The sequence below is a fragment of the Bacillus cereus group sp. BfR-BA-01360 genome (assembly GCF_022663595.1).
GTDB lineage: Bacteria > Bacillota > Bacilli > Bacillales > Bacillaceae_G > Bacillus_A > Bacillus_A cytotoxicus.
The window spans coordinates 194,220-217,267 of the sequence record NZ_JAKUFV010000001.1; the positions used below are offsets into that span (position 1 = coordinate 194,220).

Sequence of the window (23,048 nt, forward strand, 5' to 3'; positions counted from 1 at the left end):
ATAATCATTTTTTGTATATAATAATGACTTATTCTATTTATGCTATAATAGTGAAAAACTAGAAAGGAGATCCATACAATGAAACAATCCCACCCTCAATCTCATTCACCAAAACAATATTCTGTTAATCAATTAGCTCAATCTATTTTTGTTGTAAATCGTCATGCAAAGGCAGCTACAAATCCTAAATATTTATATTGGTTAAAAAAAGTTGCTTTAGAGCGACTAATTGCTGAAAAAAAGGCGATTAAAGAAGGTCTACATTTTTCTCGAAATCCACGCTTCAGTCAACAACAGTCTGACGTCTTGATCCGTCTAGGTGATTACTTTTTCCATATTCCTCCCACAAAAGATGATTTTCGTACTCTCCCACATCTTGGTGCTCTTGAATCTTCCTATCGTAATCCCAAAACTACCCTTTCTTTAACAACAGCAAAGAAGACTCTTCAAAATTTCATCGGTCCTGAAGCCTTAACACAAGAAAAAAAATTAAGCGAAGCTATTCCGTGGTATCGACGTACGTACACAAAAAAATAAGGTTTGGCCATATGGCCAAACCTTATTTTTCTTCTTTAATTTTAATTTTTGCCTCTTTATAGAAAGTGACTTTTTCTTTATTATATGATTTCGTATATTCATTAAACTTATCTTTTTCAGTATCAATATCTTTATAAGATTGATTTACTGTTTTCACTTTATCACTAATCGCTTTTAATTTTACATTTTTATCTTGTAACATTGTATATAATTCTTTTTCTAATTTTAATGATTTCATGTAGCTGTCATACATCTTTTTAAATGATTCATGTCGTTTTTCATATGTACGATTCACTTTATCCGCTTTTTCTTTTAACTTACTATCCTCAATTTTTTTTACATATTTATCAACTGACTTCATCTCTTCTTGCGCTTTCTTTAACGCTTCTTTTTCTTTATTAATGATTTTTCCACGCTCTTCTGTATTTTTAATAGCTTGGGTAAGCTTTTCTTTCACAGCTTGATTATTGTCCTTTCCTTCTTGCACAATTTGTGTGTATAATGCTTGTCCTTCTTTTTCCATAGCTTCTAATTTTTTCGCGTCTTCAAACATCGTTTTTTCTTGCTTTGCAGCATTTTCAAATGCTACATATAGTTCTTCCTCTGGTTTTGGGCCAAAACACCCTGCTAATAAAATCGTAGATAATGCCGTTACAATTGCTATTTTATTATACTTCAACGTATTTTCCTCCTACTTAAATGCGATTATCATGCCAAAAATTTAATGGGAAATGAGCTGATTCCTCATATGTTTCAAACTCATATCCTTTTTTACGAAGATCATTAATAATTGTTTGTAAAGCTTGTACAGTTTGTTTCTTCTCGTGCATTAAAATCACTTCTCGGTCTTGATTAGCTCCTGAGATTACATTTTGCACTACACCATTTGGATTTCCTGGTAATTTCCAATCCAAAGAATCAATCGTCCAATCCCATTCCTTCATACCTGCGACTACCATTTGATCACGTAACCTTTGATTTAATCCTGGCATACTACCATATGGACAACGAACAAGTTTTGGATGAATCCCGGTAATATCTTTCACCATATTTTGTGCTTGTTTCATCTCTTCTACAAATTGCCCTTGTTTATACAATTTCGCATAATTATGTGTCATGCTATGAACACCGGGATAATGTCCTTCCTTTACTAAACGTTTCACACTCTCACTATGAGATGAAATATTACTACCAATCATGAAAAAGGTCGCTTTTATTTCATTTTTCTTTAAAATATCTAAAATTTCTTTTTGAAATTCACTCGGTCCATCATCAAATGTTAGATAAGCGACTTTACGTACTTGTCCATTAAATTTCACCGGTGCTTGCTTAGCTAATTCAACTTTAGACTGTTCACTAGCCATTTGAACGATGTTCACTTGATTTGCTACAGCCTTCGCAGGCGATGTAAAGGAGTGAAACAAGAAAAATCCTGCTGCGAGAGTACTCATTGCGAGAGCAATTATTACCAGTCGCCTGACGAAAGGCGCTCGCTGGCTCTGACTCCTTACGTCTATCATTGTACCATTTCCTTTCTCCCTTTCTTTCTACCAATCTACTTGTTCATTTTACACATTGTAAAGGTCGACTTGCAACAACTTACAATTTTTCTTTTCTTTCCCTTAAAAGGAAAAGTGTAGAGTTTTCCCCTCTCTACACTTTCAATTAAAAAACAATGTGCAAAATAGCTTGATACATCCATCACAATTATATGCTGATTGCATGTATTTTTAAAGGCTTTTGTTACAAAAAAGTCATTTTTTTGTAACAAAAGAGATGAAATTGTTACGAAACATCTTCTTATTATTTATCCTACTATTTTAGGGCAGTAAGACTCCCACCTTAAGATTCAGAGAGAAGCAAAGAATATAGGTGAGAGCTCATAATCAGTGGGGGGATGAAGAAAACCCCACTGATTAAAGTTTCACTTTATGATTTTTTAAGTCCCTATTTTTATATAGATTCGCTTTTGCCTTATTTAATAATTCTTCTATTGTTCTTCCTTCTATCGGATAACTAGCAGCTCCAAATAAAAATGTAATATTCACCATATCATTTTCTAATTCTTTCGTTATATTATTTAAAAATCGATTGATTATACTAGAATTTTCATATCCATTATCAACCGCTATAATTACATATTGATTTTCTTCCCAACATGCCACAACATCACTTTTTCGAACTGTATTTACAAGTATATTTTCTACTTTTTTTACTAACTGATTTATTTTTTTCTCTTGTAAATTGCTTATTAATTCGCTCCATTCATAAATGGAAATCATGTATACAGTAACTTTGTGGGTATTCCTTTCTGACAAGGCGGCCATTTTCCCAAAAAAATCTATCATAAATTCATTGCTTTTTATTCCTAACCGTTCATGGATCTCCCCTTGCTTTTTATCATAGCGATACCCAAAATAATAACTGAGTATCATTTGTATAATATAAATAATAAGTACAGTCCAAAAAGAACGAGCATCCATTTTGGCAATTACATCCTGCAAAGCAATCCACTCTGTAACTGCAACTGTATTTCCTAATAACAACCCACTAATTTTCCCTTTGTGCTTCATGTATAACCTCCTTTACTCATACTATATGTTTTTTATGATAATAATGTTTTTTTGCCTCAAAAAAATGTACAAATTCGCACCTTTTCTTTTTATAAGCTTGTATTCGTTTTTCATTCTATTTCATATATATAGTATATAAGCTTGATAAAAAGGAGGGATATCATGTTCAAAAAAGAAAATTTATCGGACATTATACGCTTTATTGCAGGATTTCTTTTATCTTTAAAACTACTATTTGAATCATTTGGATTAACCTTTATTACACATGATCAAATTGATGCTATTATAAATGTCGCGTCATTCTTATTCATTCTATATTTTGGATACAAAAACAACTATGTTGGTAAAAAGGGAATAGAACAGAAAGAATTACTAAAAAAACACAATCTTCACTAAAAAAAGGAACCAATGAAACGGTTCCTTTTATCGTTTTATTATACGCGCTTCTGTCGTTTGCAAAGGCCCGTAAGTTATTCCTGCAAACTGAAATGTATATGTAGCGCTTAATGACATCGTATCAGGAATATTAGGTCTTACTATTTTGATCTGACAAACTAACCGAGCTTTTTCGTTAGGAAGCAATTTTTCAATTCGCCATCTAACAAGTTGAAATAAAAATTCTCCTGTCCCTTTATTCATCTCTAATGTATTAGGTACATACAAAAAATGATCTCGAATCATGTGACTTACAATTATGTGAGAAATTTCCTCCTTTCCCTTATTTTCAATTTCAAGCTGCATATAGAGAATGCCATCTAAATCAGAAATAAATTGATATGAAAAATTCTCTTCTTCCATGCCACGAATTTGTAAAGTTGCTGTTACATTTGGAACAGCTGTACTCTCCTGTTCTCCTTTTCCCCCTCCTTCTATCCATAAAATAGGTTGCAGGGGCATAAGAAACATTTCTTGATTTGAAATACACTTCCATACTCTCATAACTCATTTCACCTCATTCTAGATCTATCAACTGTACATCTCTACTTCACACGTCCTAGCCCACTTACGTATTCTTCTCCAACTGCTTATCATTACATCCGTTCAATACATATCACCATTTTTCTCTCTTCTCTATTCTTATTCAACAATGAAAAGAAAAACCATTTTAAATAATAGAAAAGCATATGATTTCCTACTTCCTTATATCTTCAAATTTCAAATTCTTATTTATAGCGTGAAGATTTTGGTATAAGAAAAAAGTTTGCCTTTTAGTCAAATTTTACTATAATATGTTTTATGCTTTTTGCGAAATCCTCATGGTACAATTCAAACTGTATATAACAATATTCTTTATGAATTGTACTTCGATTTCTTAAACAAAATAGCTTTGAGAGATAAGACCATTTCATTTTCACACTAAAGGAGGGCTATATTTGGAAACACAGATAACACAAAGCAAAATAAGAAAAACAAAATTTGTTGTTACTGGATTGTTACTTGGTATTTTAATGGCAGCAATGGATAATACCATCGTTGCAACTGCCATGGCAACCATTGTAGGTGATTTAGGAGGATTTGATAAGTTTGTTTGGGTTACATCCGCTTATATGGTAGCTACAATGGCTGGAATGCCTATTTTCGGGAAATTGTCGGATATGTATGGACGCAAACGCTTTTATATCGGAGGACTATTAATCTTTTTACTCGGCTCTATTCTTTGTGGTACAGCATCAAGTATTGAACAATTAAGCGTTTATCGAGCAATTCAAGGAATTGGCGGCGGCGCTCTTATGCCAATTGCTTTTACCATTATGTACGATATCTTTCCACCTGAAAAACGTGGAAAAATGACTGGACTATTTGGTGCCGTTTTTGGGACATCAAGTGTTTTCGGTCCTTTATTAGGTGCCTATATCACTGATTATATAAGCTGGCACTGGGTTTTCTATATTAATATTCCATTGGGTATTATTTCTTTCTTCTTTATTTCGAATTATTATAAAGAATCATTACAACATAGAAAGCAAACAATTGATTGGGCTGGTGCAATCACACTTGTTATCAGTATCGTCTGTTTAATGTTCGCACTAGAACTTGGCGGTAAAGAATACGCATGGAATTCAAATGTAATCATCGGTTTATTTACAATATTCACTATTATGCTTATACTCTTCTTTTTTGTAGAGAAAAAGGCAACAGAACCTATCATCTCTTTCCATTTATTTAAAAAACGGTTATTTGCAGCAAGTCAAGGAGTTGCATTTTTCTATGGCGCAACTTTTATTATTTGTACCGTTTATATTCCTATCTTCGTACAAGGCGTTCTTGGTGGCTCTGCTTCCAACGCTGGGTTCATTTTAACCCCAATGATGATTGGTTCAGTAATTGGAAGCCAAACAGGCGGACAACTTGCTTCACGAATGAGCTATCGTAACATTATGATGATCTCAGGAGTATTTTTTATCGGCGGCATTTATTTACTTAGTACATTAACAATGGAAACATCGCGAACACTTGTAACAATCTTTATGATTCTTACTGGCTTAGGTGTTGGGTTCTCATTCTCAGTTTTAAGTATGTCTTCTATTCACGACCTAGGAATGAGAGAACGAGGAGCTGCCACATCTACAAATTCATTCTTCCGCTCTCTTGGAATGACTCTTGGTGTAACTATTTTCGGTACGATTCAAAATCATATTTTTACGAATCAATTAAAAGTCGTTTTCCCGCCTGAATTTGCAAAACTAGTCCCAAAAGGTGGAGATACAAGCTTTTTATTAACGCCGCATGCTACGGAAAAAATCCCACCTGAAGTACTTAGTTTAATTAAACAATCGCTTACAACATCGATTGCTGATACATTTCTTTGGGCACTTATTCCCGCTTCTTTAAGTATGATTTGTATTTTATTAATGGGTAAAGAACGACTTTTCACAGGCGAAAAGAAGAAACAAAAACAAGTAAGTTAAGATACAATAAACCTTTAATCAGTGAGGGTTTTCTTCATCCCCCCACTGATTATGAGCTCTCACCTATATTCTTTGCTTCTCTCTGAATCTTAAGGTGGGAGTCTTACTACCAAAGATGACCTAGCATACCCTTCACACTACATAATATATTTTCCTAGATCATAAGAAATAAAGAATTTTAAAAAATAAGAATTTTGTCATTTTAAAACAGTAGACAAAATTCCAAAAATTATGTTAGAATTTGTTTCAATATCATATTCGCTTGTTAAATTCCTTTCAATGAGGAAAATAGGTACACAAATACAACTATTTGTGTTTAAAAGGGAAGATTGGTGAAATTCCAACGCGGTCCCGCCACTGTAACTGCTGAGATTTTTTTCTATGCCACTGTGAAAACGGGAAGGTGAAAAAAATTGTATAAGGCATAAGCCAGGAGACCTGCCTATTTTAACAACACTGATAGACTCACGGATGATGATTAGGTGTTACAAACAATAAGCTAAGGTGATTTTATATCCTTTTATGCTTATCGTTAAACGCATTTCCTAGTAAACCGAAATGCTTACTTATAATTGAGGAGGAAATTTAAATGGCACTTCACACAAGTAATTTAGGTTATCCACGAATTGGATTACAGCGAGAGTGGAAAAAAACATTGGAAGCCTTCTGGGCACAAAAAATTGACGAACAACAACTTATAACAACAATGAAAGAAATCCATCTTGAACATTTAAAGGTTCAAAAAGAAAAAGGAATCGATTTCATTCCAATTGGTGATTTTACATATTATGATCACGTGCTAGACACTGCTTATATGCTTGGTTTTATTCCATCACGTTTTTCAAACTTCACATCTTACCTTGATATATATTTTGCCATGGCACGTGGTTCCAAAGATCATGTGGCCTCTGAAATGACAAAATGGTTCAATACAAACTATCATTATATTGTTCCTGAGTATGAAGAAGGACTAAATATTTCTTTGAAAGATAATCGTCCACTTCGCTTATATGAAGAAGCAAAGCGAGAATTAGGAATAGACGGAAAGCCTGTTATATTAGGCCCTTATACATTTTTAAAATTAGCAAAAGGATATACACAAGATCAATTCCCTACCATTTTACATAAACTCATCGCACCATATGTACAATTATTAACTGAGCTTCATAAAGCTGGAGCACGACTCATCCAAATTGACGAACCTATTTTTGTTTCCTTAACAAAAGAGGAAATGATAGAGGCGAAAAAACTTTATGAAGCTATTCAAAAAGAAGTTCCAAGTGCAAACTTAATCTTACAAACATATTTTGATAGCGTTGAAGAAAACTATACAGAACTCATTACATTCCCAGTAGCTGGCATTGGGCTGGACTTTGTTCACGGTAAAGAAGGAAATATAAAATCAATTGTAGAACATGGATTTCCGGCCGAGAAAACATTAGCTATCGGCTGTATAGATGGCCGTAACATCTGGAGAGCCAATCTTGATGAGGTCTTCGCTTTATTTGAAACATTAAAGGCACACATTGAGCCGAAAGATTGGATTATTCAGCCTTCGTGTAGTTTATTACATACACCAGTTGATAAGACAGAAGAAACACATTTATCACCGGAACTATTTGATGCGCTTGCATTTGCAAACCAAAAATTAGAAGAACTTACTCTTATAAAACGCGGCCTTTCTGAAGGTGTGAACAGTATCGAAATAGAGATTACTACTTATCGTAACTCTCATGAAGCAGTCCGCTCTTCCGCTGCAAGAAATCGGAAAGATGTTCAAACAGCGAGAGCATCTCTAAAAGAAGAAGACTTCTCTCGTCCTCTTCCATTTGAACAACGTTATGATTTGCAACAAAAAGCTTTACAATTACCGCTACTTCCCACAACGACAATCGGTAGTTTTCCGCAAACTCCTGAAGTTCGTCAAACGCGGAAACAATGGCGAAATGGCGAGATTACAAACGAACAGTATGAACACTTTATTGAACAAGAAACCGAAAAGTGGATTCGCCACCAAGAGAATATTGGTCTTGATGTACTTGTTCATGGCGAATTCGAAAGAACTGATATGGTGGAATACTTCGGCGAACGGCTTGCTGGATTCTCCTTTACTAAAAATGGTTGGGTGCAATCATACGGTTCGCGCTGTGTGAAACCGCCAATCATTTTCGGTGACGTTGCATTTATTAGCGACATGACAGTTAAAGAAACTGTATATGCACAAAGTCTTACAAATAAAGTAGTAAAAGGTATGCTAACAGGTCCCGTAACAATTCTAAATTGGTCATTTGTTCGAAATGATCTCCCTCGCAAAGAAGTATGTTATCAAATTGCACTAGCGCTTCGTCATGAAATTGAGCGACTTGAATCATCAGGTATTAGAATCATTCAAGTTGACGAACCAGCTCTTCGCGAAGGTATGCCCTTAAAAGAAAAAGACTGGGATTCATATATTGAGTGGGCAGTTCAGTCATTCCGCTTAGCAACAGCTTCTGTGGCAAATGAAACCCAAATTCATACGCATATGTGCTATAGCAATTTTGAAGATATTGTCGATGCGATTCATGCGTTAGATGCTGATGTGATTTCAATTGAAACATCAAGAAGTCACGGAGAATTTATCCATACACTCGAACAGACGACATATGAAAAAGGAATTGGTCTAGGAGTCTACGATATTCACAGTCCACGTGTACCAAGTAAAGAAGAAATGTATACAATTGTAGAGCAATCTTTAAAAGTTTGTAACCCAAAATACTTCTGGATTAACCCAGACTGCGGATTAAAAACAAGAAGAACAGAAGAAGTTCTACCCGCTTTAGAACATATGGTTGAAGCTGCAAAGGAAGCTCGTACACTACTAAAAACAAACGCCTAACAAAAATAGGTATCCCTTCTCAATAGGGATACCTATTTTTTATTTCACTTGCTTTCGTCTCAAATTGTGGCGTCGTAACTATTCTTCGCTTTCAAAATATAACTCATATCGCACTCTGTACAGTTCATCATCTCTTGACTCTTCAAGTGGAATCACTTGCAACACTAACATATAATTTCCTTTTGGAACGTCAATATGCACTGTATTAGAAAGAATACTTTTCACAAAAACTCCCTCATCTTTTACAACAAAAGGAACGGATACCTTTCTTACAATTCCTTCTCTCTCTCTATGCTGACCGACATATCCTGCTACTTCACATGTATAATCAGAGATTGCTTCAAAAATAACCGCATCATCCACTTGCACATATCTTCTCTCAAACGCCTCATCCGTCCACTCTATATCCGGCGGTGGTCCATCATAATTCATCACAATGAGCTGTGCATAGGAAATTGTTAATTCCACAAATAACACTCCCGTCTTCCGTTATTTCACTACAAATTTCACACGTGTACCATCTTGGTATTTATCCAATTTATTACCGACCCATGAGCCAGCTCCTCTATTATCAGCCGGACTAATATATTCAATATGAGCCCCCTTGCCTCCTTCCTTACACATTGCCATCGGCCATTCATCACGATCGTATCCTTTTTTTGGTGGATATGGAGCTAAAGATTGCTTTCGTCTGTCACCAGCTCCATTTCTATCAATCGTACAGATTTTAGAATGTCCTTCCTTTATTGCATTTTCTATATGCTTTCCGGTTTCTGGATAACGATCTTTCGGAAATTCTAGAACTTGATCATATGTACCGTCCTTTTGTTTTGCTTGTTCTGTCGGTATAAGCGCTTCATAAACAGCCACTAAAATAGAAAGAACCGCAATGATTGAAATAATAATCCCTTTCAATTGTTTCATACGTATGCCTCCGCTTTTTAAATCCTTTTCTTTGACTAGGCTATTATAACAAACTTTTTGTCCATTTGTTTTCAGACATTATTTTCATTCCCTCTCTTATTTGCGTCAAAAAACATTCATTTTCCTTCAAAATTCCACTAATCATGTAGAATTTTTCTAGACTTACGACATTCTTTTTCAAAGGAAGTCCACATAAAATATGGAATTGATATATACGATACTTTTTGGGGAGGAAATGTCATGGAGACGATCTATAAAACGAAAGATGTCACAAATAAAACAGGAATCCCAAAACATATAGTTCGAAAATATAGTCAACTTCTAGAAGAGTATGGCTATAACATTGCAAGAACTGCCGATGCTCGTATATACAAACTAGATGATGTAAAGCTATTAAAATTAATTCATGAACGAGCAGCTACTTTACAAGAAGATATTACAGAAACGATTCCGATTATTTTAAAGGAAAAAGATTATCCGCCCGTAAAAATCAATGTTACAAAAGAACAGCAAGACATGCAAAAGAAAGATGAAAATCGCAATTTTGAAGAATTCATGTTAAAACTTGAAATGTTAGCTCAATTGAATGAAGCAATTATTCATCAAAACTCTACACTCATTACGCAAAACCGTTTAAAAGATGAAAAACTTGATGAATTAATGCAACAAGTATATGTAAAGGAAGGAAAACAAGAAAAAATGCTACAAGAGCTTGTCGATCATGCAGCTCAAACCGATGCTTTACAAAAAGAAAAAATGGACTTATTAATGAATCATATGTATAAACGTGAATCCAAACAAGAAGAAAAAATGAATAAACTAATCCAGCAAATTTATAATAAAGACAATAATCGTGATGCTCAACTGATGCAAGTCATTCGTGAAATTCAAGAAACAAAACGCATGATTGCCGCATCAAAGGATCAAAGTCTATTTCAATCCTTTAAAAATCTATTTGTTCGTGTAAAACAAGAAAAAAATCCATGAGTGTTACCTTGTCACAATTTACTATCTAATAATCAAGTTTTCATATAAAAAAAGTTACCTTTTACGGTAACTTTTATTCCTTATTTTTAACTGCTGGTAATGTAATAATTGCTTCTGTCCCCTTCCCACTTTCACTACTATATTCCAGCGTACCGTTATGGGCTTGTAAAATACGATATGTTACCATAAGCCCTAGGCCCGTTCCTTTTTCTTTCAAAGAATAATAAGGCTGTCCAAGTCTTGCTAGTTGCTCTTTCGTCATGCCAATTCCACTATCTTTTACTCGCACAATAATGGTGTCACCTTTCTGAATAGCAGTAACCTTTAGATAGCCTTTGTTTTCTTGAATCGCTTCGATTCCATTCTTTACAACATTCATAATCGCTTGCTTCAGCTTCGTCTTATCACCTATCGTATAAAGGTTTTCAGAGATTTCAACCTGTAAATACACACCTTGCATTGCTGCAAATGAAGACATTAACGTAGTCATTTCAATTAATTGTGCAGATAAACAAATATGTTCTTTTTGTTCAATTTGTGGTCTGGCTAAATTTAAATAATCAGAAATAATTTGTTCTGCTCGGTCTAATTCAGCTAATACAAGACGCATATACTCTTTATTTTTCACATCTTCTGTGCTATCGAGTAATTGAATAAAACCACGCACAACAGTAAGAGGATTTCTAACTTCGTGTGCGACACTTGCGGCTAGCTCACTAACGATATTTAATTTTTCTGACTTTTGCATTTCTGCACGCAGTAATACATTTTCATATAAGTACTCCGTTAAATATACTTGAAATACCATTGTCATCACCATAATAAATAAAGCAACGATATACCCGCTATATACATGGGAAGTAGAAGAAGTAAATCCAGTTCCTAATAACACATTAAATATTTCTATCACGAGACAAATTAGCACATATAAAGACGCCACAATAAATGATAAAATAAGCTTTTTATTTCTTGGAAAGACGGTCCACTTTTTGGATAATAATAATGGAATAACGACTAACACAATGACCTCTATGATCCGAAACCAATTTAAACCATGTAAAAACCATTCATATATAAGAAAAATCATAGTTGGAATCAAACCAATCATTCCACCATATAAGAAACTACTCATAATTGGAATCGCATGAAAATTAAAATTACAAATCTCTCCAAAACAAATTGGATATGTCATCGAAAGCACAAGTGTAACACTGGACAAAAATGTAATAAAATAATAATTGGGCTTTGGAAGCATATTTTGATAATGATTGAGACGGATTGCTTCATATAAAAATAGAGGCAAAATAATAATCGCAACTTGGATCATTAAATCACGGATTAGCTCCATAGCCTTTCATCTCCTATATGTATTTTGATTTGATTATATCATTTTAAAGTCTACTTTGTTTCAAAATTTAGATTTTTCTATTTATATTTGTAAATCATTTGTGAACAAACAATAATAAATGTTACAACTTTCCGAAATGATTGTAAACCATGTATCAAATTACTATGATGCAGTATACAATGAATACGGATTAAAAATTAAAGTACAACAAGCCAAATATACGGACAACTATAACAACAGCAAACATATAATCCATACTATCTATGTTTATAAATAAGTAATCATTATTTTAGTAGGAGGAGATAAATATGGCAGGAACTACCCTTGTTTTAAAAGAGGAGAATCTGGTCGTCCTTGAAAATGTTGAAAAATCAGTGTATGAAGAGTTACAAAACAAAGCTGGAGAAGAAAATTGTACTTGCTCTGTAAATGAAACGGTTATACACCTTGGAAAGGTTTCTTCCGTACTTTGGAATGAAGATGAAATAGATTGGGAATATGGGTATTAAAAAGTCGCTTTTCAGCGACTTTTTTTCGCTGAAAAGCGAAAAATTTAAAAATATGATAAAATAAATGTAATTTTTCAAGCCGAGGAAAGGGAGTCAACATGGAACAATTTATTAATCCAAAAGTGAAGGATATTAAAATTTCTGGTATCCGTCAATTCTCTAATATGATTCAAAACTATGACAATATTATCTCTTTAACAATTGGACAACCTGATTTTCCAACTCCTTCTTTAGTAAAAGAAGCTGCTAAGAGAGCGATCACAGAAAATTATACAAGCTATACACATAATGCTGGTTTACTAGAGTTACGCAAAGTAGCTTGCGACTTTCTAAAGGAAAATTACAACCTACACTATACACCTGAAAACGAAACCATTATTACAATCGGGGCTAGCGAAGCGATTGATATTGCATTCCGTACTATTTTAGAGCCTGGAACAGAAGTTATTTTACCCGCACCTATTTATCCTGGCTATGAACCAATCATTAGACTTTGTGGTGCAACTCCTGTTTCTGTAGATGTTCGTCCAACAGGATTTCGCTTAACAGCAAAAGCGATTCAAAATGCAATTACAGATCGAACAAGATGCATCGTTTTACCTTATCCTTCTAATCCGACCGGTGTTACACTATCAGAAGAAGAACTAACGGATATTGTAAATGTATTAAAAGATAAAAATATATTTGTTTTATCGGATGAAATTTACAGCGAACTTGTCTATGAAGAAAGTCATCGATCTATCGCTCAGTTTCCAGAAATGCGTAATAAAACAATTGTTATTAACGGATTATCTAAATCACATTCGATGACAGGATGGCGCATTGGTCTTTTATTTGCTCCACAATATTTAGCAGAACATATTTTAAAGGTTCATCAATATAATGTAACTTGTGCAACTTCGATTGCTCAATATGCCGCAATTGAAGCATTAACAGCAGCAAAAGATGCACCGAAAATGATGCGCCATCAATATAAAAAACGTCGTGATTATGTCTACAATCGACTCATACAAATGGGACTCTCTGTCGAAAAACCAACGGGTGCCTTTTATTTCTTCCCGTATGTTGGGCATCTTACTTCTTCATCATTTGACTTTGCTATTGACCTTGTGAAAAAAGCTGGCGTTGCTGTTGTTCCTGGAACTGCATTTTCAGATTATGGTGAAGGATATATCCGTCTTTCCTACGCGTATAGTATGGAAACATTAAAAGAAGGCTGTGATCGTTTAGAAAATTTCTTCAAACAAACAACGAAGAGATAAATGAAGTGCACCTCCAATTGTTAGACTATGTCTAACAATTGAGGTGCACTTCATGAACATTCTTAGCTTTTTTCACAACCCTCACAAGTCTGACGTTTCAATAATTTATGTGGAATCACAATACATTTTGAACTTGATTCTGAATGTTCCACTTTATCGACTAATGCTTTTGCAGCTTCATAACCTAATTGATAAATGTTGACATCTACTGTTGTCAAAGGTGGACTCGCAATCTCGGATAACAATACATTATTAAAGCTCACTAACGAAACATCTTTCGGTACGGAAATCCCTTTTGCTGTAAGGGCACTTAATACACCAAGACCAATTAGATCGTCTGTAGCCATAATTGCTGTTGGTGGTTCTTCTAGTCCCATTAATTCTTCTACAGCTTGCTGACCACTTTCCCTTGAGAAATCTAAATGGAAAATATATTCACTCGGTAACTGAATATCCGCTAACTTTAAAGCATCACTCATCCCAGCTAAACGATCTTTTGTTACGAGTAAATCGGAACCACCGCCGATAAACGCAATTCGTTTATGCCCTAAAGAAATAAAATATTCTGCAACTTCTCTTGCAGCTGTATAGTTATCATTATCGACATATGTAATTTTGTCTTTTTTGTCATATGGTTTTCCAATTAAAACAAACGGGAAATTTTTCTCATTTAAATATTGAATAATCCGGTCATTTTCACGTGAATACAGTAAGATAATGCCTCCGATTTGACGTCCTTGCACCATTTTGATGACCCCGTTAAAAATCTCTTCTTCCGTCTCCCCCGTTGACATATATAAAGCATACCCTTCAACATGAGCAAACGAACTAATCCCACGAATAACTTCTGGAAAAAACGGGTTTTGAAATGCTTTATTTGCAGAACTTGGCATAACAAGACCAATCGTTTTCGTCGTTTGATTGGCAAGGCTTCTTGCATTTAAATTCGGATGATATCCGAGCTCGCTCATGACTTTACGAACTCGCCGCTTCGTCTTTTCACTTATACTTGGATTATCAGCAATCACACGAGACACCGTTGATGGCGCAACATTCGCTTTTTTCGCTACGTCTTTAATCGTAACTGTCATAACCTCTCCTCCTCTCTGCATCATTCTTCATCTATTTTGATTTTGCAAATTTGTGGGTTATAGAAAAAAGTCCCATTTCTTTCGCGTTTTACTAAATTATATCAATGTAAAAGAATATTCTCCCACTTCATGTATTGTAAAGGATATAGGCTTATTTTCCTATACTATAATATACTATTTTTCGCTATCATTTCATATAAGCTAATGACGAATAATTTTCACTTGTAGCTAGCTACATCATATTTAACGTTATCTTTGTAAACAATAACTCTGTCATCCAATCTATTTTTTAACTGAAATAAAACTAATATTGATTATCCACTGTACGGAATGATTCATAAAACATATACAAAAAAATAAATACGAATGAAAATAAAAATCCTACTCCTATAAACAACGTTATACATAAAAAAACAATCGTTTGTAATAGATTACTGTTTTATAAAAAATGAAAGGGGATTTTTCTCTATGTTGCAAGAAGCAATATATCATCGACCGAAAGAACATTATGCATACGCTTACAACAAACGTACACTTCATATTCAACTCCGCACAAAAAAGAATGATGTAAATGAAGTCCTACTTGTTCATGGCGACCCTTATGAATGGAAAGATAAAAAGTGGATTACAACTCAAACTCCTATGAGAAAGACTGGATCTTGCGCTTTATTTGATTATTGGTTCGTTTCAGTCACACCAAAATTTAAACGTTTACGATATGGATTCAAACTACACAATAACGACGAAACACTTATTTATACCGAGCGAGGCTTCTTCTCTGAAATTCCGGATCATGACGTTGGAAATTTCTTTTGTTTCCCTTTTATTCATGAAAAGGATGTCTTTACAGCACCCTCATGGGTGAAGGATACAGTATGGTATCAAATTTTTCCAGAACGTTTTGCAAACGGAGATATTACACGGAATCCTAAACATACTCTTCCATGGGGGAGTACAGATCCAACGCCAACGAATTTCTTCGGTGGAGATTTCACTGGCGTCATTGAACATCTTGATTATCTCGTAAAACTCGGTATTTCTGGTATATACTTTACTCCGATCTTTACAGCACATTCCAATCATAAATATGACACAATTGATTATATGGAAATTGATCCGCAATTTGGTACGAAAGAAACTTTTAAAAGGTTAATAAACGAGTGTCATAACCGAGGAATTAAAGTCATGCTTGATGCCGTTTTTAATCATAGCGGATACTTTTTCGATAAATTCCAAGATGTTATAAAGAAGGGTGAGTGCTCTCTATATAAAGACTGGTTTCATATCCATGAATTCCCGATTGTAACCGATCCACGTCCGAACTATGATACATTCGCATTTACACCGCAAATGCCAAAATTCAATACTGCTCATCCTGAAGTGAAAGAATATTTACTGGAAGTAGGACGCTATTGGGTAAAAGAATATAACATTGACGGTTGGCGCCTTGATGTAGCAAATGAAATTGACCACGCATTTTGGCGAGAATTTCGTAGCGAAATTAAATCGATTAATCCCGAAGTCTACATTGTAGGTGAAATTTGGCATGATGCACTACCATGGCTGCAGGGCGATCAATTTGATGCCGTCATGAGTTATCCGGTTACAAATGCTCTTCTTTCTTATTTTGCATATGAAACAATAGCACCGAGTACATTTATGGAGCAAATTACAGCTTTTCTTCATTCCTATCCCATGAATGTAAACGAGGTAGCTTTTCACTTGTTAGGTAGCCATGATACACCTAGAATTTTAACAATATGTGGCGGTAACAAAGACAAGGTAAAACTTCTTTACATATTCCATCTTTCGTTTATCGGCTCACCATGCATTTATTATGGAGATGAGATTGGGCTGGATGGCGGCATGGATCCCGATTGCCGAAAATGCATGATTTGGGAAGAAGACAAGCAAGATAAAGCCTTATTTGAACATGTACAAACATTAATTTCATTACGAAAACAATATAAAGCATTCGGTGGTCATGGAACCTTTCAATTTATTGAAGCAAACGATAAGCAAGGTTATATTTCTTATATAAAAACATATAGAGATGAAACGATTTTATTTGTTTTAAATCCAACAACTCATGAGATTTCGGCTCCTATACCTTTTCCTATTTCTAGTAAAAAAATCATTAATCTATATACAAATGAAGAATTTGCAGCAGAAACAAATTCATTACAAGTTACAATTCCGCCATATGGATTTTCTATTTTAAAATGGTCTATCTAAAGAGCTTTGTGTTTACATGCAAGATCTTTGTTTATTTTTTCAGAGAAGATATTTGCTAATATATACAAAAAAACCGTCCACGCACAAATCGAGGGCGGTTTTCCACTATTATACCAGGGCTTCAACTGTATGAAATGATTGCTTCTTTGCACTAATAACACCAAAGATAGGCAAATCCGTTAGCATCACTTCTTCTTGCTGTTTCATAAATGATGACGTCAATTGTTTTATTTCTATCGAAACGTCATTCATACAAAGTACATTGGAATCGTTTCCTTGTTGATCAAAGAAAATAGCGTCAATTTTATATAGCACAGCATTATGAAATAACATATCAATGCGATGATATGTAGCAATGGCGACATCAATAACATGTTGCCAATCCCTCTGTCTGTCCATATTATGGGATACAAATCGTGCTTCTCCACCTAAATTTACTATCTCTTCTGCTGTCGCTTGTCCGCTTTCTCTATTAATATCCGTTACAATCACTTTGGCACCGTTTGATGCCAATAAAAGAGCTGTACTACGTCCAATACCAATACCACCACCAGTTACAACGATGACCTTTCCTGCAAGTTTCATTGTCATTACCCCTTCTAAAAGTCCTACCGTCCTTCAGTATACTCCTTTCCTAGATAAATCCGCAAGCAGGAACAGCCATTCCCTCGACAGCAACTTTGAACTAGTTTTCTTTTCCTAACTCATATAAGACCCTCACAAAACCTGTGTAAAGTGAAATGTTTTGTGAGGATTTTCTTCATCCCCACTAACGATAAGTCGTTACCAATCGAGCTGCCCTAAAATAGCGAGATAAATTGTAAATTGATTAAAAAATAAGGATGTACGAATGTTAGAAAAACTAACGCTCATACATCCTTCCTCCCTATAGAGGGAGGATCACATAGATTGCTTCCTTATATTCATTCTATACTTGTCTTCCATTCTTTATTCTCTCTTAAACGAGACTCATTACTTTCGTCTTTGTAACTAAATCATGGAATCCACAATTATCTTGACGAAATAGCATCATATATACATTACATATCGCTGGGATTCCAAGAAATACTATGTTCGGTACTAACAATACAAAAAAACGTACAAGTAGCATTCGTATCGTTAACGTTTCCCTTGTTAATGATATAAGTTTTATTCTAGTGATTTTTTTCCCAATGGTACAACCATTCCAAATAAAGGGGAGAAAAATAAAATAAATGGCCATTAATATAAAAACAAGTGTAAGATCATATCGATAATCACCCAAGCTAACATTAAAACGATTAAAAATCGCACTGTAGTTTCCGGTTAAGATAGCTACAATCACCCCGTATAAAACAGAGATGAGAAACATATCAATTATGGAAGCACCAATGCGATTCATTACCACCGCTGGGCGATGCATCTTTAACTTCATCTTATGTCGACTCCTTCGTATCCTTCTTTACTCGTTTCATCGTATCATTTCTAAAAAACATTGTAAACTAGCGTTTCCTTCTCATTTCTTGTACAATGTGTTACAACAGCATTGTAAGGAGGTACTCATATTGAGACGATGGATCATTCTATTTGTCACTATATTACTCACAGGTTGTACAGAAAGCGCACATCATCCAGCTTATACTATTAATGAGGAATATGAACTGATTAATACTTCCGGGAATGCATTTGAACTGTTCCCAACGCAAGATGCTGTATATGCGACACAATATGTCCCCGCAAACATAACAGAAGTTGCCTGGGATGATAGATATATTATCGCAAAACAAATTGAGGAAAAATCAGATCCACATAACCCTGAGTCAACATTAACGAATAAACAAAACGAGTACTATTGGATTATTGATATCAAACAAAATAAACGATTTGGACCGTATAATAAAAAACAATTTCAAGAACAAAAAGATGCTTTTAAAATAAAAAAACAGTTTCAAAAGGTAGATACGTACGTAAAAGAAATAGAAAAACAATCAGCTGAAACATAAAGCTGATTGTTTTTTGTATTCATGATATTTCATTTAGATAGCGCCATGTTGAACGTTTGTGGTTCTGAGATTGTTTCATGCGTATCCTTATTTACGAGAACATCTGTTGTAAATGAAATGTTTGTAACATCTGTTTTTCCATCTTCAAGTATCAGCCCAATCATACCATCCCTCGTTTCACCTGGGTTATACTCCTCTCTTGATACACTTTCTGCTCCAGCGATTGTATTCTCTTCATATAAGAAATTCTGCTTTGTTACATTGAATTGCTGTGTTTCATTAATCACAACATCATTTATAGCGGAAAACTGCATAGCTTTATCTCCACTGTTTTCTACTTTATATGAAATCTCAACATAGCGTATAGTGTCCTTAATTTCTTGACCACTTAAAGAAGCATATAATTCAGCGTCTTCTTGACTCACTTTATCTCCAAGTCTGCGCTGCACTTCCTCTGGACTTAAAGCTGTATAAACTTTCAATGTATCCTTTGCCTCTTTACTCATTTGTGATAGCTCAATAACTTTCACATCTTGTACATGAATTTTCACTGGCGCTACTTCGAATGTTTGATTTACATGTTTCAATTTTTGTAATTTAAATGTTCCCCATCCTTTTTCTTTTACAGCTTGTCCAACTTTTTTCAATTCTTTACCACCATATTCAGCCGTCTCTGGAATTGCTTCTACCTTCTTCTTCGGTTCTTTCTTTTCTTCCTTTTGAAAGCAACCACTTAATATCAAGAGACAACTACATAAAATACCAATACTTTTCCATACTTTCATCTTCTATTACTCCTAACACTTTCATTCATTTAACAAAATACTGTTTTCATTTTATATAGAACGGAAACAGTGAAAATCCTGTAAACAACACTTGTAAACCTGGATACTATTATACTCTCTATTTGTAAAATATGAAAACAGAAGTCTACTCTACTTTGGCACCATACTGTATGAAACAAAGTAAGAGAATATCTCCTTTTTTTCATAGCTAACGCATGAATTCATATGTATATTTATCCGCCATTTTAGGCCAGTAACAGCCCGATTGGTGAAAACTCATAATCAGTAAGGGATGAAGAAAACTCCCACTGATTAAAATTTAACTTTATCATACCGATTCCCTTCATTTCTATGCAATATTTATTTTCACATTGGTATATCTACACATTCAATGATAGAATTTTTATAATAAGGAATAAAGAGAATGGAGAAATATTTTGTCCATAACACTCGTCTTTTTTCTGATTTTCATGCCGCTTTTCATAAGTACATATCTCTGCTTTTCTTTTGGAAGCATTTAAAAATAATAAAATATATTCCCGCACTAGTTGGTCTTTTTTCTACAGTGTTACTTTTCCTTTTCAAGAGACATACATATGGATGGGAAGGATTAGGATTTGGAGTTTTATAATTTATTCTTTTACTTGCAAGCTGTCTTACTCTCGTATTCGCTGCTATACTAGAAACAAAATCTTCGATGAATTGAGATTTATATATGGAATGAACACGACCCTTTTCTAAAAAGCATCTCTTTACCAAAAGAGCAAATTCATAATTTCACGGTTTATCCTTATTACTTACCTGTTATTCAGACATTACCATCACTTCATTTCCATCCAAATGTAACATTAAGAAGAAACTGAACATGATCAAATAATGAAACTCTTTTTCGAAAATTGTGAGCGATTATTTCAACCATAAAAAAGAAGCGGTCACCGCCGCTTCTTTTTTATAATGCTTCTATAAATAATGCTACGCCAATACCGCCACCAACACAAAGGGAAGCAATTCCCTTTTTAAGACCTCGCCTTTTTAATTCATGAATTAAGCTTACCGTAATGCGTGCTCCTGTGCATCCAATTGGATGACCAAGACCTACACCACTACCATTCACATTTACTTTTTCACGATTTAAACCGAGTTCCTTTTCGACCGCCAAATATTGAGCCGCAAAAGCTTCATTAATTTCTAGTAAGTCGGCATCTTCCAGCGACCAATTCACTTTTTTTAATCCTTTACGAATTGCTGGCGCTGGACCAATTCCCATAATTTTAGGATCTACTCCGGCTACTGAATATCCTACAACTTTCGCTAATGGTTGCAATCCTTTTTCTTTCGCTTTCTCTTCACTCATTACTACTAAAACGGCGCTACCATCATTAATACCTGATGCATTTCCGGCCGTTACAGAACCGCCTTTACGAAATGCTGGTTTTAAATTTGCTAGCTTTTCCGCTGTAATATCAGCACGCGGATGTTCATCCTTCGAAAACACAACTTCTTTTCTTCGTTCCTTTATTGTAATCGGCACAATTTGTTTATCAAAATAACCAGATTCAATAGCTTGAAGAGCTAGCCGATGGCTACGCAGCGCAATTTCATCTTGTTCCTCTCTTGTAATGTTATATTGTTCCACTAAATTTTCTGCCGTTTCACCCATCATCATATGATGAAGAGGGTCTTCTAAAACTTCCCACACCGTATCACGAATTTCGCCGTGCTGAAGACGCTGTCCCCAGCGGTGCTGTTTTAACGCATAGGGGCTAGAGCTCATCGCCTCTACTCCGCCTGCAACGACCACATCACTAATACCTAACTGAATTTGCATTGCTGCAGACATAATCGCTTGCATCCCTGAAGAACATTGACGCTGAATCGTATAGCCTGTAACTGTTTCTGGAAATCCTGCTGCTAATGCAGCTGTTCGCGCTGTATTTGCCTCATCCGTTCGTTGAATGCAGTGTCCTAAAATGACTTCATCCACTTCATGTGGCTCTACTCCACCTTGCTTTACAGCTTCTTGAAGTACAGGAACCACTAATTCTACTGGTGTTATATTTTTGAGCGCTCCTCCGAAAGTTCCGATTGGTGAACGAACTGCTGCTGTAATCACAACATTCTGCATCTTATACTTACCCCTCTCTTATGTATCCTCATAAATTTTTAGATGGAATAACATAAGATGCCTATCTGTATGTATTATACTATAAACCCCTCAGAAAAATCAAAATATTCAAAATGAATTAAATATCAGACTTCTATTCTGTTAGCACATAGAAAAACCTTTGTAATTTTTTTGTTATCTTATTTAAATTGGACAATTCTCGTATTATTTTTTCCTATTTGAAACAAAGAATGCTGTAAACATTACAATTTATCAAATTGACCCATCAAAAAGGGAAGCATCCGCTTCCCTTTCTTTTGACTATTTTTGAAAACTTTCATATTTTACTGCTTCAAATGCCTGTTCAATTTCTTCGTTGCGGTAATGAACATATGTAAACCGCCCTAATTCTACTAATCTTGCAATTTCCTTCAGTGCCTTTTCATTGTCATATGTTGCTTGAATTGCAATATGTACATAAAATTTCATCAGTGGATGTTCATATAAAGGCTCCCCTACCTCTACATATACGTTCTCTACCCCTTGAACAACTTTTACATAACTGGCAAACTGATAGACCGCTTCTCGGTCTGAAACAATTTTTAATGTATACATACATTTCCCCCCTTGTTTTTACTATATCAAAAGGAAGTGCCACTCACTTCCTTTAACTATGAATATTTTCTGAATTCTAACTACACTTGTTGATCTGTAAAAAACAGCTGTTAATAAGCAACTTCACAAAAATCTCTCCTTAATAATCGCAGTTTCTATTGACATAGCGCAACCAGTACACAAAAAAGCGAGGCTTTATATGTACCTATTTCATAAATATTTTCCCTAACTTACCTAAAATCTAAATAGGTTGAACTTATTTTTTCCAATCGCCGTATAAATGCAAAGAATCTTGCTAACGACAATCAG

Annotated in this window: 21 protein-coding genes, 1 pseudogene and 1 riboswitch; of the genes and pseudogenes, 9 read left to right on the top strand and 13 right to left on the bottom strand. The window is 34.6% G+C overall.

The annotated features are described in order from the left end of the window. Positions 1 to 78: 78 nt before the first annotated feature. Positions 79 to 537: a YkyB family protein gene (locus MR056_RS00970; RefSeq protein ID WP_012095154.1), complete on the top strand. Its 459-nt coding sequence runs from the start codon at positions 79 to 81 to the stop codon at positions 535 to 537. A 22-nt stretch (positions 538 to 559) separates the two neighbouring features. Here the strand turns inward: MR056_RS00970 and MR056_RS00975 are convergent, their stop codons facing one another. From MR056_RS00975 to MR056_RS00985, 3 genes are all read right to left on the bottom strand, one after another. Then, on the bottom strand, positions 560 to 1,216 hold the full coding sequence (locus tag MR056_RS00975) for a YkyA family protein (RefSeq protein WP_012095155.1): 657 nt from the start codon (positions 1,214 to 1,216) through the stop codon (positions 560 to 562). A gap of 16 nt (positions 1,217 to 1,232) precedes the next feature. Beyond that, positions 1,233 to 2,057 (bottom strand): peptidoglycan-N-acetylglucosamine deacetylase, encoded by an 825-nt coding sequence (locus tag MR056_RS00980; protein WP_012095156.1) that lies wholly within the window; start codon positions 2,055 to 2,057, stop codon positions 1,233 to 1,235. A 396-nt stretch (positions 2,058 to 2,453) separates the two neighbouring features. Continuing rightward, complete coding sequence (locus tag MR056_RS00985; RefSeq protein WP_012095157.1) at positions 2,454 to 3,110, bottom strand: GGDEF domain-containing protein; 657 nt, start codon at positions 3,108 to 3,110, stop codon at positions 2,454 to 2,456. A gap of 162 nt (positions 3,111 to 3,272) precedes the next feature. On the opposite strand from MR056_RS00985, the gene MR056_RS00990 reads away from it, so the two are divergent. Then, complete coding sequence (locus MR056_RS00990) at positions 3,273 to 3,506, top strand: phage holin (protein ID WP_012095158.1); 234 nt, start codon at positions 3,273 to 3,275, stop codon at positions 3,504 to 3,506. A gap of 27 nt (positions 3,507 to 3,533) precedes the next feature. Here the strand turns inward: MR056_RS00990 and MR056_RS00995 are convergent, their stop codons facing one another. Continuing rightward, positions 3,534 to 4,049 (bottom strand): hypothetical protein, encoded by a 516-nt coding sequence (locus MR056_RS00995; RefSeq protein ID WP_087099053.1) that lies wholly within the window; start codon positions 4,047 to 4,049, stop codon positions 3,534 to 3,536. Positions 4,050 to 4,483: 434 nt separating this feature from the next. Between MR056_RS00995 and MR056_RS01000 the strand changes: the two genes are divergently transcribed. Beyond that, the gene (locus MR056_RS01000; RefSeq protein ID WP_087099055.1) at positions 4,484 to 6,019 is read left to right on the top strand and encodes an MDR family MFS transporter; all 1,536 of its coding nucleotides are present in this window, start codon (positions 4,484 to 4,486) and stop codon (positions 6,017 to 6,019) included. Positions 6,020 to 6,292: 273 nt separating this feature from the next. Further along, positions 6,293 to 6,479: riboswitch (cobalamin riboswitch) on the top strand. 129 nt (positions 6,480 to 6,608) lie between these two features. Beyond that, complete coding sequence (metE, locus tag MR056_RS01005; RefSeq protein WP_048721820.1) at positions 6,609 to 8,897, top strand: 5-methyltetrahydropteroyltriglutamate--homocysteine S-methyltransferase; 2,289 nt, start codon at positions 6,609 to 6,611, stop codon at positions 8,895 to 8,897. 78 nt (positions 8,898 to 8,975) lie between these two features. Here the strand turns inward: metE and comJ are convergent, their stop codons facing one another. Continuing rightward, on the bottom strand, positions 8,976 to 9,365 hold the full coding sequence (comJ, locus tag MR056_RS01010; RefSeq protein ID WP_012095164.1) for a competence protein ComJ: 390 nt from the start codon (positions 9,363 to 9,365) through the stop codon (positions 8,976 to 8,978). A gap of 21 nt (positions 9,366 to 9,386) precedes the next feature. Then, positions 9,387 to 9,821: a NucA/NucB deoxyribonuclease domain-containing protein gene (locus MR056_RS01015; protein WP_012095165.1), complete on the bottom strand. Its 435-nt coding sequence runs from the start codon at positions 9,819 to 9,821 to the stop codon at positions 9,387 to 9,389. A gap of 240 nt (positions 9,822 to 10,061) precedes the next feature. Here MR056_RS01015 and MR056_RS01020 point away from each other — a divergent pair, with 240 nt between their 5' ends. After that, positions 10,062 to 10,808, top strand: a complete 747-nt coding sequence (locus MR056_RS01020; RefSeq protein WP_012095166.1) for a DUF3967 domain-containing protein — start codon at positions 10,062 to 10,064, stop codon at positions 10,806 to 10,808. Between the two features lie 73 nt (positions 10,809 to 10,881). Here the strand turns inward: MR056_RS01020 and MR056_RS01025 are convergent, their stop codons facing one another. Then, entirely contained in the window at positions 10,882 to 12,156 is a 1,275-nt protein-coding gene (locus tag MR056_RS01025; RefSeq protein ID WP_012095167.1) for a sensor histidine kinase, read from the bottom strand. A 308-nt stretch (positions 12,157 to 12,464) separates the two neighbouring features. Between MR056_RS01025 and MR056_RS01030 the strand changes: the two genes are divergently transcribed. Then, positions 12,465 to 12,665: a hypothetical protein gene (locus tag MR056_RS01030; RefSeq protein WP_048721818.1), complete on the top strand. Its 201-nt coding sequence runs from the start codon at positions 12,465 to 12,467 to the stop codon at positions 12,663 to 12,665. Positions 12,666 to 12,763: 98 nt separating this feature from the next. Then, a complete protein-coding gene (locus MR056_RS01035; protein WP_048721816.1) occupies positions 12,764 to 13,927 on the top strand; it encodes an aminotransferase A in 1,164 nt (387 codons plus the stop codon). A gap of 62 nt (positions 13,928 to 13,989) precedes the next feature. On the opposite strand, the gene MR056_RS01040 is transcribed toward MR056_RS01035, so the two are convergent. Next, positions 13,990 to 15,018, bottom strand: a complete 1,029-nt coding sequence (locus MR056_RS01040) for a LacI family DNA-binding transcriptional regulator (RefSeq protein WP_048721814.1) — start codon at positions 15,016 to 15,018, stop codon at positions 13,990 to 13,992. Positions 15,019 to 15,486: 468 nt separating this feature from the next. On the opposite strand from MR056_RS01040, the gene MR056_RS01045 reads away from it, so the two are divergent. Next, positions 15,487 to 17,253 carry an alpha-glycosidase gene (locus MR056_RS01045; protein WP_048721812.1) on the top strand — a complete coding sequence of 589 codons (1,767 nt, stop codon included), beginning with the start codon at positions 15,487 to 15,489 and terminating at the stop codon, positions 17,251 to 17,253. 108 nt (positions 17,254 to 17,361) lie between these two features. Here the strand turns inward: MR056_RS01045 and MR056_RS01050 are convergent. Together MR056_RS01050 and MR056_RS01055 are read right to left on the bottom strand one after the other, a co-directional pair. Further along, positions 17,362 to 17,868, bottom strand: a pseudogene (locus MR056_RS01050) (SDR family NAD(P)-dependent oxidoreductase); the annotation flags it as partial. 343 nt (positions 17,869 to 18,211) lie between these two features. Next, the gene (locus MR056_RS01055) at positions 18,212 to 18,667 is read right to left on the bottom strand and encodes an RDD family protein (RefSeq protein WP_012095178.1); all 456 of its coding nucleotides are present in this window, start codon (positions 18,665 to 18,667) and stop codon (positions 18,212 to 18,214) included. 130 nt (positions 18,668 to 18,797) lie between these two features. Between MR056_RS01055 and MR056_RS01060 the strand changes: the two genes are divergently transcribed. Continuing rightward, entirely contained in the window at positions 18,798 to 19,235 is a 438-nt protein-coding gene (locus MR056_RS01060) for a DUF3997 domain-containing protein (protein ID WP_012095179.1), read from the top strand. A 29-nt stretch (positions 19,236 to 19,264) separates the two neighbouring features. Here the strand turns inward: MR056_RS01060 and MR056_RS01065 are convergent, their stop codons facing one another. From MR056_RS01065 to MR056_RS01080, 3 genes are all read right to left on the bottom strand, one after another. Continuing rightward, positions 19,265 to 20,020 (bottom strand): hypothetical protein, encoded by a 756-nt coding sequence (locus MR056_RS01065; RefSeq protein WP_048721810.1) that lies wholly within the window; start codon positions 20,018 to 20,020, stop codon positions 19,265 to 19,267. A gap of 949 nt (positions 20,021 to 20,969) precedes the next feature. After that, on the bottom strand, positions 20,970 to 22,145 hold the full coding sequence (locus MR056_RS01075; RefSeq protein WP_012095181.1) for an acetyl-CoA C-acetyltransferase: 1,176 nt from the start codon (positions 22,143 to 22,145) through the stop codon (positions 20,970 to 20,972). A gap of 300 nt (positions 22,146 to 22,445) precedes the next feature. Further along, complete coding sequence (locus MR056_RS01080; RefSeq protein WP_012095182.1) at positions 22,446 to 22,739, bottom strand: DUF3928 family protein; 294 nt, start codon at positions 22,737 to 22,739, stop codon at positions 22,446 to 22,448. Between the last annotated feature and the right edge of the window lie 309 nt (positions 22,740 to 23,048).